16 protein-coding genes are annotated in these 12,302 nt (G+C 62.9%); 14 read left to right on the top strand and 2 right to left on the bottom strand.

Annotation, left to right across the window (positions count from 1 at the left end):
• The first annotated feature begins 120 nt into the window (after positions 1–120).
• The 11 genes from HHAL_RS13535 (at position 121) to HHAL_RS13415 (ending at position 8,440) form a co-directional block, all read left to right on the top strand.
• Positions 121–747, top strand: coding sequence for a helicase domain-containing protein (locus HHAL_RS13535; RefSeq protein WP_242463985.1), 627 nt, complete (start codon positions 121–123; stop codon positions 745–747).
• Between the two features lie 108 nt (positions 748–855).
• Positions 856–1,785, top strand: a complete 930-nt coding sequence (locus HHAL_RS13530; protein WP_244857311.1) for a 3'-5' exonuclease — start codon at positions 856–858, stop codon at positions 1,783–1,785.
• 62 nt (positions 1,786–1,847) lie between these two features.
• Positions 1,848–2,210 carry a tyrosine-type recombinase/integrase gene (locus tag HHAL_RS12885; protein ID WP_081432151.1) on the top strand — a complete coding sequence of 121 codons (363 nt, stop codon included), beginning with the start codon at positions 1,848–1,850 and terminating at the stop codon, positions 2,208–2,210.
• Between the two features lie 460 nt (positions 2,211–2,670).
• Positions 2,671–3,492, top strand: a complete 822-nt coding sequence (locus HHAL_RS03305) for a ParA family protein (RefSeq protein ID WP_011813450.1) — start codon at positions 2,671–2,673, stop codon at positions 3,490–3,492.
• A 36-nt stretch (positions 3,493–3,528) separates the two neighbouring features.
• Positions 3,529–4,524, top strand: coding sequence for a ParB family protein (locus tag HHAL_RS03300; protein ID WP_011813449.1), 996 nt, complete (start codon positions 3,529–3,531; stop codon positions 4,522–4,524).
• Positions 4,525–4,792: 268 nt separating this feature from the next.
• Complete coding sequence (locus HHAL_RS13220) at positions 4,793–5,110, top strand: hypothetical protein (RefSeq protein WP_144446076.1); 318 nt, start codon at positions 4,793–4,795, stop codon at positions 5,108–5,110.
• A 2-nt stretch (positions 5,111–5,112) separates the two neighbouring features.
• A complete protein-coding gene (locus HHAL_RS03290; RefSeq protein WP_011813447.1) occupies positions 5,113–5,667 on the top strand; it encodes an STY4526/YPO1902 family pathogenicity island replication protein in 555 nt (184 codons plus the stop codon).
• Positions 5,667–6,647: a hypothetical protein gene (locus HHAL_RS12500; protein ID WP_011813446.1), complete on the top strand. Its 981-nt coding sequence runs from the start codon at positions 5,667–5,669 to the stop codon at positions 6,645–6,647. The genes HHAL_RS03290 and HHAL_RS12500 overlap by 1 nt, the downstream gene beginning before the upstream one ends.
• An 8-nt stretch (positions 6,648–6,655) precedes the next feature.
• Positions 6,656–7,429: an ATP-binding protein gene (locus HHAL_RS03280; protein ID WP_011813445.1), complete on the top strand. Its 774-nt coding sequence runs from the start codon at positions 6,656–6,658 to the stop codon at positions 7,427–7,429.
• 89 nt (positions 7,430–7,518) lie between these two features.
• Positions 7,519–8,220 (top strand): DUF192 domain-containing protein, encoded by a 702-nt coding sequence (locus HHAL_RS03275; protein ID WP_011813444.1) that lies wholly within the window; start codon positions 7,519–7,521, stop codon positions 8,218–8,220.
• Positions 8,204–8,440, top strand: coding sequence for a helix-turn-helix domain-containing transcriptional regulator (locus tag HHAL_RS13415; RefSeq protein WP_041595030.1), 237 nt, complete (start codon positions 8,204–8,206; stop codon positions 8,438–8,440). The genes HHAL_RS03275 and HHAL_RS13415 overlap by 17 nt, the downstream gene beginning before the upstream one ends.
• A 1,395-nt stretch (positions 8,441–9,835) precedes the next feature.
• Here HHAL_RS13415 and HHAL_RS03265 read toward each other — a convergent pair.
• Complete coding sequence (locus HHAL_RS03265; RefSeq protein ID WP_011813443.1) at positions 9,836–10,366, bottom strand: hypothetical protein; 531 nt, start codon at positions 10,364–10,366, stop codon at positions 9,836–9,838.
• Between the two features lie 234 nt (positions 10,367–10,600).
• On the opposite strand from HHAL_RS03265, the gene csx16 reads away from it, so the two are divergent.
• Positions 10,601–10,903 (top strand): CRISPR-associated protein Csx16, encoded by a 303-nt coding sequence (gene csx16 / locus HHAL_RS03260; RefSeq protein ID WP_011813442.1) that lies wholly within the window; start codon positions 10,601–10,603, stop codon positions 10,901–10,903.
• A complete protein-coding gene (locus tag HHAL_RS03255) occupies positions 10,900–11,778 on the top strand; it encodes a hypothetical protein (RefSeq protein ID WP_011813441.1) in 879 nt (292 codons plus the stop codon). The genes csx16 and HHAL_RS03255 overlap by 4 nt, the downstream gene beginning before the upstream one ends.
• On the opposite strand, the gene HHAL_RS13685 is transcribed toward HHAL_RS03255, so the two are convergent.
• On the bottom strand, positions 11,738–12,007 hold the full coding sequence (locus HHAL_RS13685) for a transposase (RefSeq protein WP_420842055.1): 270 nt from the start codon (positions 12,005–12,007) through the stop codon (positions 11,738–11,740). The two genes, HHAL_RS03255 and HHAL_RS13685, sit on opposite strands and share 41 nt — an antisense overlap.
• A 20-nt stretch (positions 12,008–12,027) precedes the next feature.
• Here HHAL_RS13685 and HHAL_RS03250 point away from each other — a divergent pair, with 20 nt between their 5' ends.
• Positions 12,028–12,246 (top strand): DUF192 domain-containing protein, encoded by a 219-nt coding sequence (locus tag HHAL_RS03250; RefSeq protein ID WP_041595029.1) that lies wholly within the window; start codon positions 12,028–12,030, stop codon positions 12,244–12,246.
• The last annotated feature ends 56 nt before the right edge of the window (positions 12,247–12,302 follow it).

Here is a 12,302-nt window from a genome sequence, read left to right as displayed (position 1 = left end):
ATCGATTTCCATCCGGCGAGCGCCGAAGCGCCGGAAGCCATCTACATCGGTATCCGCAATTTCTACGACGATCACGCCCAGGAGCAGGTCGTCCACGACTGGCGCGCGCCGATCGCCGGATTGTTCTACGACTATGAAACCGGGGCGGCGCGCTACGAGGCGCCCGAGGGTGAGATTACAGGCGAGATTGCCCTCAAGCGCCAGTTCCGGATCCGCTACCGCTCGATCGAGCTGATGATCGACAGCTCGGTCAATATCGTCGACGACGTCCTCCAGGAAGAACTCGCTCGTTCGGCCGATGAGGGCATGCGCAATATCGTTGCCACAATCCAGCGGGATCAGAACGCGGTCATCCGCAACGACGACGCGCATATCCTGGTGATTCAGGGTGTGGCCGGCTCCGGGAAGACGTCTATCGCCCTGCACCGGATCGCCTACCTGCTCTATCGCTACCGCGATAGCCTCTCGTCCGACGATATCCTGATCCTCTCGCCGAACCGGGTCTTCTCGGACTATATCGCCGACGTCCTCCCGGAACTCGGCGAGGAGGCGGTGCACCAGATCGGCATGGAGAGCCTCGCCGACGAGCTCCTAGAGGGGAAGTATCGCTTCCAGAGTTTCCTTGAGCAGACCACGGAACTCCTGGAGCGGGGCGACGAGGCGATGCGAGAGCGGTTGGCCTTCAAGGCCTCGGATGCGTTCCTCGAACAGCTCGACACCTATGCGGCTGAACTAGAGCGTGCCTAGTTCCAGCCCGAGGCGATCCGGATCGGGGGGTGCTGGGTGCGAGCTGAAGAGTTAGAGCGGGCCTACCGCAAACACCCCGATAAGGGTACGACGGAGCGGGTGCGCCAAGTGGCCCGCGAAATGGAGCAGCGCCTCGGCATCGATTACAACTACGATCTGCGCCCCGATGAGCGCCGCGAGCTGCGCGAGCGCATCAAGGGCATGGTTCATCGCTCCACGCCCCGGCAGGCTTACCAGGCGTTCTTTGACTGGCTGGGTCGGCCGGAACTCTTCCGCACGGCCAAGCGCGGACGGCTGGAGTACGCCGACGTCTTTCCGCTGATCTACCTCAAGATGCGGCTTGAGGGCGTGCCCCGGTACTATCGAGGCATCAAGCACCTGCTCATCGACGAGATGCAGGACTACACCCCGGTGCAGTATGCCGTGCTCGCCCGCTTGTTCCGCTGCCCGAAAACGGTCCTCGGGGACGTCAACCAGATGGTCAACCCGTACAACAGCTCAAGCGCTGCGGAGATCCAGGCGACGCTCCGCCAGGCCCTGCGGGTGACGCTGACCAAGAGCTACCGTTCCACCTACGAGATCATGCAGTTCGCCCAGCGGATCCAGCCCGATCCGGATCTCGAGGCCATGGAGCGCCACGGAGAACCCCCGCAGACCATCCGTTGCCGCAGCCATAAGGAAGAGGTGGCGAAAGTCGCCGAATTCATAGAGGCGTTCCGAGTTTCGGAGCACAACGCGTTGGCCATCCTGACCAAGACTCCGAAGCAGGCGCGCGCCATTTTCCGGGCCTTGCCCGAGTCGATGACCGACGTACGCCTCCTCGATGAGGCCAGCGAGGTCTTCTCCACGGGCATCGTGGTCTGCACGGTCCCCTTGTCCAAGGGGCTGGAGTTCGACCGTGTGATTGTCCCGCACGCCAGCGCGCAGAACTACGCCAGCGAGATGGATCGCAAGCTCCTCTATGTGGCGTGCACGCGGGCTATGCACCGCCTGGCGTTGACGTATCGGGGCGAGCCGAGTCCGTTCATCGACGGCTAAAGGGCGAACGCACCTTCGAATCAAGACGCGAGCGCAGGATCAGCAGCGCTGTGCTCGAACGTATGATCATGTGCGTCGTGGTACGGCCGCCGACAAAGAACCGGCGCAGCCAGGAGCTGGGGGGCGAGGAGGTGCTATATCGGCGAGTACCGCCGCCGCTCGACGGTGATCGCCAGTCAGCTGCTCATGGCTCAGTGGTACGAGGCCATCGGCTCCGCCACACATGCGCGAGCGAGATCGCTGCGCAACCGCAGCCGGACCTGCGCGGGTTGCAACAGCTCTTAGGGCATAGCAGCCTGATGACGACGATGCAGTACTTGGAACCCGATCTGGGCCAGTTGCATCGGTTGGTCGACAGTCTGCCGGACCCGCGCAGTCCGCATCGAGGTCCGGGTCGCGACCGTTCACAGGATGTCGATACTTGACTAGAGTGCCGGGAAGCGCTTAGTCATGTGTTGAGGTAACGCTGAGGGAGCTGCGGTGCATTGGGGTGCGCCGTAGTCGGTACAACGGGGGAGGTGCATCTTACCGAGACCGGGTGAAGCCAGGATGAACGCCGAGGCGTCTTAGCCCCAGGGGTCTACAAGGAAGTGGGAGAAGGGCCGGTGGATCCAGCACCGGCCCCTTCGGAGCCCGCCAACGGGGAAGGAAAGCGGGCTCGCCCCTGGCTCGGACCTACCTTCGCATACCGATGATGGCTGCGGGTAGTTGTCTGGTGGGCCGCGAAGGACTCGAACCTTCAACCTACTGATTAAGAGTCGGCGTCGAAATGTTGACAAAATGACGGCATTGCGCACGAAGTACCGCGTTCTGCTCTGATCGTCTTAGCTCTTTTAGGCTGGTGATGCATTCCCTCCGTTTGGGTCCAAGCGGAGGGGAAGCACCATGGCAATCAAACTCTGCGTCTGCTCCACCAAAGGGGGCGTCGGCAAGACGACCGTCACCGCCAATCTGGGCGCCTATCTGGCCGATCTGGGGCAGCGCGTGCTGCTCGTCGATGCAGACGTTCAACCAACACTTTCCAGCTATTTCCCCATTCACGACCCGCCATCCCCCAGGGGGCTAACGGCACTCATCACCGAAGGCGAGACCGGGAGCACCGTCAGCACCACCAAGATCGATGGCGACGAGGGCGGGCTGCTCGACCTGGTTCTCAGTGATGATCCGGACGGTGCCCTGCAGAATTGGATCCTGCACACCCCGGACGGCCGGGTTCGGCTTCGGCACATCCTGAGCGAGTACGACGACATCTACGACGTCGTGCTGATCGACACGCAGGGTGCCGTCGGCCCACTGCAGGACGCTGCAGTCCTCTCGGCGGACATGCTCCTGTCCCCGATTCCACCCGAGATCCTTTCAGCGCGTGAGTTCGCCCGCGGCACGCTCGGCATGATCGATCGCCTCAAGCCCATGGCGGCACTTGGCGCACCGATTGCCCCGCTGCGGGGACTGCTCTACCGCATGGATCGTACGGCCGACGCCCGGGCCATTGCGCACGAGCTGCGTCGAGAGACTTACGAGCCGAGTAAGGGGCAGATCACGATCCTGGAAACCGCAGTGCCGGCGACCGTGGCCTACCGGGAGGCGGCGACCCGACAGATCCCGGCGCATCGCTGGGAGCCAAGGCGGGAAGGGCCGACCCCTTCAGCGCTCGAGACCATGCGAGCTCTTACGCAAGAGCTGTTCCCGCATCTCGACTCGGCCTAACCAGCAAGAGCGCAGCTCAGAGCGCCGGAGACGCATATGGCAAAACGCGGCCTGACCGAGAAGGTCCGTCAGGGTCTGTGGCAGGGGCACTACGGCAACCGGGAGCAGTCCCTGGACCGACCGGGTGACCCGGTCACGGTGACCCAGATGGTGCTTTCCATCGACCAGGTGGTTGAGTACGAGGACAACCCGCGCCGCCTGGAGAATCCCCGTTACGAGGAGATTAAGCAGTCGATTGCTGCGCAGCGCGGGCTCAACAACAGCCTGGATGTGACCCGCCGGCCAGGGGATGAGCATTACATCACCTGTGCCGGCGGCAATACCCGTTTACGCATTCTGCGTGAGCTCTACGCCGAAACGGGGGATGAGGCTTTCGCGCGGATCTACTGCCTCTACCACCCCTGGCAGGGTGAGACCACCGTTCTAACCAGCCACCTGGTCGAGAACGAGCTTCGAGGCGAGCTCGCGCTGATCGATAAGGCCCTTGCGCTGGAGCACCTCCGGAGGCATCTGGAATCCGAAGTGGGGGAGCGTCTCAGCCGGAATGCCTTCATTACCCGGCTCCATGCCCTTGGTTACACGATCAGTAAGCGTCAACTGCTCCGGTACGAGTTTGCGGCGCAACACCTGCTGGCCGCGATTCCAGAGGCGCTGAACAGTCTCGGGGCCAGAACGCTCGACTACCTGAGGAGGATCCACGACGCGGCCTGCCAGGTCTGGCACCACTATCAGCGGGACGCTGAGGATTTCGACATCCTCTGGGAGCAGGCTCTGGCCAATACGGATGCCGCCGAGTGGGACCCCGAGGAGGGTCGGGAGGAGCTTGCGGCCCGGATGGCGGAAGCGCTCGGCATCGACCGCCGTGCCGTGCGTTACGAAATGGACACAGTCCTGAGTGGCCACCCGCTCCCAAAACGCGCCGACCACATGGCGGATCAGCCCGCTTCAGTACTGGGAATGGAGGGCGCTACCCCGGAGGAGAGCACCTCGGCAGACGCTGGGGGGGGTAGAGAGATCGTCCCCCAAGGATAGCGCCGACGCGCACGCGCCATCCTGGGGCGAGGAGGGGGGCGGGAGCCTGGAAGAGTCCACTCCGTTTGAGCCCGAAGCGGTGCTCAACCGGCCCAAGGCTAAGGCGCCCCCTCCGCAACCCCCGGAAGATGAGGTTGAGTACGACTCCGTCCCGGATCTGCGCGAACACATCTATCGTCTCGCCCACCGGATCGCACAACGCCATGAGCTCGATCGGTACCTGCACTCGTGGGATCACGGGGTCGGGTATCTCATCGAGTTGCCGGCAATGCGTGACGTGGAATCCGGCCGCCCGGCCCGCCAGTGGATCTGGTGGACCTTGCTCGCTGTTTCCGAAGCCCTGGCTCGCGACGCCCACCGGCAACACCTACCGGGCAATTACGAGCTGCCCCATCTGGCGAAGGAAAGCCCCGACACCGTGCGCAGCCGCATGGGGTCGCCCGTCTACCCCCGGATCGCGATGGAGTTCTGGTCGGACCCCTCCGTTCCGGACGCCGACATCCACGATTTCGTGCAGCTGATTCAGCTTTGTCGCCAACTCCGCAAGACCGCCACCGAGCGCAATATGGACCTATGGGAGGGCTAGCCATGAGCACGATGAGCCCCAACAAGCTCGCACACGAGGCCATTCTGCACGCCCTCGAGTGCAAGCAGGAGCCGGGCAGCGTCGAGCAGATCGAGAAGCTCACATTCCGGGAGTACCTGTACCTGCTGTCCCAAGCCCGCTACTTCCTCGATATCCACGTCCACCCCGAACGCCTGGCGGCCGCTATCGAGCGGGCTCGCCGCCGTGCGCAGGAAGACGACCTGGCCGATGAGCTCATCCGCCACCACGCCCATGGGGCGATGATGGAAGCGCTGTTCGGTATGACGCCCGCCGAGGTCGCCCGTCGCCGGCGGACGCTGGGGGTGGCCCGGGATCCCGGCCGGCCGCGGCGCTTGCAGCCGGAGCAGGCCGACGCCGTCTGGAGATCCTGGAAACAACACCATGGTCTGCCCGGCCCTGAGCGCTACTTGCGTGTCGCGCAACGCTGCCGCGTGCCTGCTCAGGCCGTATGGCAGCTCGTCCAGGAGGCCGATTCCATCCAGCGAGAGTACGCCGCGCGACGCCAGGGTGTGCCGGCGGTGGAGGAGGGGCGGTGATGAGTGCCATCAAGCTCAGCCAGGAAGAACTGGAGGCCCTGGCCGGCCTCCCCAGCCTGGCGCTGCGTGTCTATATCCTGGGCATCCGTCCGCACATGGACTACAGCACGGGCCTGGTTGGCGCGCAGCGTCGCATCAGCTGGCAGTCGTTGCGGGAAGCGAGCTATGTCGAGCCGCACCAAGGGCTCACAGACACCGGCACCCCGAGCAAGTCGTCCGTGCGGCGTGCCGTCGACTGGCTCATCCGGTCGGGATTGGCCATCGATTGTACGCAGGGCAAGCGCCTGATCTTCTACTGTCCGCTGGCGCAGACGGATTCTTCTTCCCAGGAAAAACCCGGCACAAACCCGACACAATCCCGGCACGATCATCCCGGCACGCATGCCGACACGACTGAATCCGCTCATGGCGGGATGTGGACGGGGGATCTCGGCACGGAAACCGGCATAAAGCCGGCACGCCCTGACGAGCCTCATCCCGGCACACCTCCGGTCTCCGGTGTCCGGAAGAGAGCCCCATCACACACCGCGGACGGTTCCAGGTTAGAGGGCGCACCGGTGTGTGACGCGGAGTGTGCGGACGCCGGCAAGGCCCCCGTGCAGCAGAGCGGGCAGGGGCCGTCGTCGGCCACGACCGATAGCCGCGCCATCTTCGAGCGCTTCTGGGCGGCCTACCCGAGGAAGGTCAAGCAGAGCGAGGCCTACCAGATTTTCCGCAAGCGGGGACTGTGGTGGCGCATCGACACCATCCTCAGCGATATCGAACGTCGACAGCGTGAGGACCGGCGCTGGCGCGCGGGGTATATCCCCAACCCGGGGAATTACCTGAAAGACGAGCGCTGGCTCGAGTCCATCGAGCGCGGCCGGCAAGTCGGCGGGGCCGGCCCGGCCGCTCCCAACACGCAGTCATTGGAGAAGAGCTACCAAGCCGAGGCCGAGAAGTTCGCAGCCGCCGGTTTCGAAACGGACCCCGACTGGTAGGAGGCAGTATGCAAAGCATCGGGCACGCCCTCAACAGTGGGTATTGCGAGCAGCAGGAGCACTGCCCGGAGCACGGGCACTATTCGGCCATCTACACCCGGTTAGGCGATCGTTGGGTTGGAGGGCAGTGTCCGCACTGCCTCGAGGCCCAGCGCGAGCGTCAGCGACGAGAGGATCTGGAGCGGCGTCGGGAGTGGCGGACCCGGGCCATGCTGAGATTGGCCGGCATCCCGGCGCGGTATCAAACCGCCACGTTCGACACCTTTGAGGCGGTGACAGAGCAGGCGGGTCGGGTTCGTGAATGCTGTCGCCGCTATACCGAGACTTTCCCCGAGCGTCTCCAGGCGGGCACCAACCTCATCCTCTCGGGTGGGGTCGGTACCGGTAAGACGCATCTGGCGTGTGCCATGGCGCGGCGGGTCATTAACGACCACCAGCGCCAGGCGCACTACACCAGCGTCTCGGATGCGGTCCGCCAGGTGCGTCGAACCTACGACCGCGCAAGCGAGCAAAGCGAGCAAAAGGTCTTCGATTGGCTCGCGGGCGTGCCGCTGCTGGTCCTGGACGAGGTGGGTGTGCAGACCGGCTCTGAGCACGAGCGCATGGTGCTTTTCGAGGTCTTCAACCGGCGTTACTCCGACATGCGGCCGACGGTGGTCATCTCCAACCTCGGCTACGAGGAACTCACCGGAACCCTGGGCGAGCGCGTCATGGACCGCCTGCTGGAGGATGGGACCGCCTTGCAATTCACCTGGGACAGCTATCGCAGACAAGCCGGATGACGCGGGCCCTCATGGCCCCCATAGGGTTTCTGGAGCCGGCGTGATCGGCAAAGGCGCCGTGACCCATCCGGTTGGTGGAGACCGTGCCGATGCGGTACCTGAAGATCTTGGCCCTAACCGTGTTGGTGCCCCTTGGCTGCTCCAAGGGGGTCGAGGGCTTTCCGCAAGTATCGGTCCTCATTGACGGAGATCCCGTCGAGGTCCGGCTCGCGGCCACCCCCGAGACCCGGGCCAGGGGGTTTCAGCACGCCAGCCCGGGGCAGATCCGGTCGGAGCGGATCCTGTTTACATGGCCGGAGGAGAGCGAGCCCGTCTTCCACATGGACAATTTGGCGGCTCCGCTGAAGATAGCCTGGATCGCCGACGGTGAGGTTATCGCCCTCGAGCGCATGACGCCCGGGCGCGGTCAGTATCGGCCGCCCGAGCCGGTGGATGCCGCATTGGAGCTGGCGCCTGAGGAAGCAGAGCAGCTCGGTATCGAGTCGGGATCCATGGTCCGCGTTCGGAGGGTGGGGTGTGTTCCGCAAGATTGCCGCTACCGCTGTCCTGTCGCCCTCTGTGCCAATCTGCTGCCAAGCCTGCAGCAGGGGAGCAAAGGAGTGGGGACGCTCTATATCGACCGGCGTGGGACGAGGTTGGAAGTCGCGAATAAAGCGCTTTTCAGCCGCTGGGAGGTACATGCCGGTTTGCACCGGCGCTGGCAGCGCCGTGCTGCTCAAGCCTTGGCAGCCGAGTGCGTCTATCTCGGTACGCCAGCGATTGCGGAGAACGGCGATGTCCACGGCGCTTGAGTTGCTCATCCGCAAGCAGGCCCGCGCCCGTGGGCTCTCGCTCTCCGAAGTGGCCCGCCGGGCAGGGATCAGTCGCCAGAGTCTCTACGACCTTTGTCGCTGTCGGGCCAACCCAACGATCTACACGATCGCGGATCTGGCTAAAGCGCTTGAGTTGCGGCCGCTCCTCCTGATCAGGGTGTATTTCGCCTGCGTCGAGCGAGGCGAGCGCGATGACTGAGCTTCGTGCCCGCGGCCTTGCGCCGTGGGCGAGCAGTTGAGCCGCCATGGGCGTACACCCCTGGCTGACGGCTGCCCATTTGCTTTAGAATCTCAGTGAGGTAGGCAGATCACGATCATTTTACAAATGAGAATAATGTGCGGATGAGAGGCAATCATAACTCGCAGGATTCCGCGATTCTCGCTAACACCCTTTGTAACGCGCTGATAATAAAGGGCGTACAGAGTCGAGGAGTCCGAACCTAGCCCTGTTGGAAAAGGGATTAAGACCTCCCAACGGGGCCACTCTTTCCGGAGTGTCCCTTGTCCGAACCTAGCCCTGTTGGAAAAGGGATTAAGACGGGACTCCTCCTCCTTGATCTCCTTGCCAAGCTCGTCCGAACCTAGCCCTGTTGGAAAAGGGATTAAGACTCGCCGAGGACCTCGATGATGGCCTTAGCCTCTTCTTGTCCGAACCTAGCCCTGTTGGAAAGGGGTTAGGTTCCTAAATTCTCCCGCGGAGTCCTTGGAGGGAGGCTTTTCGATCTGAGTTCCGAAGCCATCCTCTGGTGCATGGGCAAGAACGGAAGGGTGGGGATCCAGTAGCGGTGCCAAGGGATTTAGCTGGATGCGGTCGGAAGGCGGTCTCGGAGTTGCTGCTACGAGCGCCTTCGACGGGGTAAAAAAAAGCCCCGAAAGCACTGGGGTCCCGGGTCCTTTGTGCTGGTCCATGGAGAAATCTTTTTGGTAAATCGGGTGGGGTGCTAGGACAGCGGGACGGGAAAGTGAAAAATCATGCGGACGGGTCATCCAGGGAGGGCCTTCCATGGCCCTGAAAAAATTATTCCTTGCTCTTAGTCATCGAAGGGGCTGGAGGATCCGCCAACGCCCCAGTCGTCGTCCAGGCCGGAAAACCCGCCAGACAGCCGGCTATGATCGATATCATCATTGAATGGAGATGGGGTGCCATCGTCAGCTAGTCCCGTATGCCCATGCTCGGGCCCAGTGCTTGTATCAGTGCCGTAAGGATTGCCTGCGGTATCGAGCGATCCAGTCATGGGAAGCCCAGTGGCCGGGTTGATTCGCGGCGTGTGGGGATCGTCAACCGGACCCGAGTCGCCCATTGACTCCTCAAAGCCCATCTCGCAGGGTGTTCCCCCGCCTGCGTGGCTCGACGGGTACTCGTTCGTAGGTATGTCCTCTTGTCCGCTCGACGGGGGGGCTGTTCCGTAGGGGTTCCCTTCCGTGTCCACGGAGCCAACCATGGGCAAGCCCGTAGCCGGGTTGATCATCCTTTCATTCGTGTCGGTGCCACCGTCCGTGTCTTCCCTGGCGTGGCCCGCGCCCACTTGGAGAAACCATTCACGTAGCCAGTTCCACATTGGATTATCCCCCCTCCCGGCTCGATGGGCGTGAGTTAGAGTTGACCTGCTTCCTTCTCCTGTTGCCGGCGTTGTTGCTGTTGCTGGTAAGCGGCAAACGCATCGCTGAACGCCTCCGTCTTGTAGACGAGTGAGGTGGTTCGGCTCATGTGGGGCTCTTCAACAAGGATATGGACTTCATCAGCCTGGAACCGTGCATTCTGATCCCCGACATGCGCGTCGTTCATCTCGACAAGCCGATACTCATCTCGCAACATGTCGACAAGCCGATTAAAGGTCGCCCCCCCGAAGCGCTTTTGAAAATCGGCAACCACGGCGGCTACGTTCGTTTGCTCATCGCAGATCACCGTCACGGACTGCAGCCCTTCGAAGTCAATCTGGTTGCCGCCGATCTCGTAGACAGGTCCGTCGGTGATAGCAGATACGCCCTGCGACTGCGCGTTGTACTGCGTCGCGGAATCGCAGGAAGCACCGATCTCGAGACCGAACGGGGCCGGCGCCGCATTGGCTGCACCAGAGCTAAGCACGACACCGGTTAGCAGAACACTCGGCAGGTAACGCTTCATGGCTCATTCCCTCCAATCGTGACGTGACGTTGGAGGTATCGTAACGAAGCAGCGCACCGGCAAGCGTTCCTGCAAGCTTGCTAGTCGCCATCGAGTGCACGATCCACTCGACCCTGGCGCTCGGCGAGGCTATCGTGATGCGCGGCGCGGGCCGATGGCGTAGGCGGCTGATGCACAGAGACCGGGAACCCCCGGGCGGAGCAAGCCCCGGGTCACTCCTTTGCAGGAAATGACATGACAGTATGGTTCGTATCCCGTCATCCCGGGGCTACAGAGTGGGCTAAGCGGCAGGGATTCGATGTCGATCGGCAGGTCGAGCACCTGGATGTCGAGCAGGTCGCAGCCGGCGATACAGTGATCGGTACACTCCCCGTGCACCTTGCCGAAGGGGTCTGTTGCCGTGGCGCGTGGTATTGCCACTTGATTCTGGATATCCCTCCGGAGCGCCGGGGCCGAGAGCTCAGTGCCGATGAGATGGACGGCATGGATGCCCGACTCGCGTATTATCACGTGCAGCAGGTCAAGGCTGACAGATGAAAAGGGTACCCGGAGATCTTGGGCGTGAGCTGATTCGCACCTGCCGCCGACTGGGATTTCGAACCGGCAAGGCGCTGGTCGTTGTTCTGCTTGTGCTGCTATCCATCGACACCCTGTCGAGTGGGCTCTTGCGGCTCCTGGAAGATGGGGGGGGCTTTCTCGCCGACCAGTGGGGATACACGGCGGCCCTTATCGCTGCGGTACTGGTATTAATCGGGGTTTGGATCTATCTGATTTACCATGAAATCCCGCCGTCTATGCACGCGACCGACGAGGAGAACCCGCAACCGCGCCGGGTACTGATCCTTCTGTTGAGCGCTCACCCGAACCCTAACAACTTGGTCAACGACCTCGCGAAGGGGGGAGTGCGTCCGTTGAATAGCTCTACGGACCTCGGGCTGGTGAACGATGCGCTGAGCAACTGGAGGATGCCTCTGGAGGCCATCCGCGCCCACTTGCCCAAGCTCGAGCGCGTCGTGGTCATCTACTCCTCCGGGACCCATGGATCGTGCAAGCAGTTTCCGGTATTTCGGCAGCTCGTCGAAAGCCTCCTTGACGGGGCGGATCGGCAGGTGACGGTCGAGGGTCTGGATACGCACTCAACCGAAATGGCACACGGCTGCGATTTTGAGGACGTCAGCGCGGTCTGGCGGGCGATCGAATCGGTCTGGAACGGTCTGATCAAAACACGGGGGCTCCGGCTACGGGAGAGAGATGTTCTTGTGGACATCACCGGGGGGACCAAGAAGGCCTCGGTGGCTGCTGCCTTATTCACGCAGGCTCAAGGGCGGCGCTGCCAGTATGTGCGCGTCGACAAGGCCGTTGGTGCTCGCATCAGCGTGATCGATATCGAATACGATCACGAAGACCGTTAACACTCGTCTCGGCGGGCCTATCGAGCCAACCGGGCGGATGCCAAAGGGCTTTGATGGCCTGTTCTACGGCCATCCGCCGCTTCGTGATCAGGTTCTTGGTGGTGCGGAAACCTCGAGCGTGGCCCTTGGTGACCTGGATCTGACCGTTGGACATGCGCGAGTCGAAGGCGTTGAGGATGCCCTGCCAGTCCGCCTTGAGCGTCAGAGCCAGGCCCTTGAACGGCTCCAGCCGGCAGCCCGGGCCCAGCTGTGCCAGGCCTGGATAATACGGCTGCTCCGCTGACGATAGCCCGGATCGCCGACGGTGAGGTTATCGCCCTCGAGCGCATGACGCCCGGGCGTGGTCAGTATCGTCCGCCCGAGCCGGTGGATGCCGCATTGGAGCTGGCGCCTGAGGAAGCAGAGCAGCTCGGTATCGAGTCGGGATCCATGGTCCGGTTCGGGGTGGCCGTCCAGGAGCGGTCTTAATCCCTTTTCAAGCAGGGCTCGTCTCAGACAGGATGTGGCCACCATGGGTCACATCA

Source organism: Halorhodospira halophila SL1 (genome assembly GCF_000015585.1).
Classification (GTDB): domain Bacteria; phylum Pseudomonadota; class Gammaproteobacteria; order Nitrococcales; family Halorhodospiraceae; genus Halorhodospira; species Halorhodospira halophila.
The sequence above is the reverse complement of the archived record's forward strand: the minus strand, read 5'-3'. Positions and strand labels throughout refer to the sequence as shown.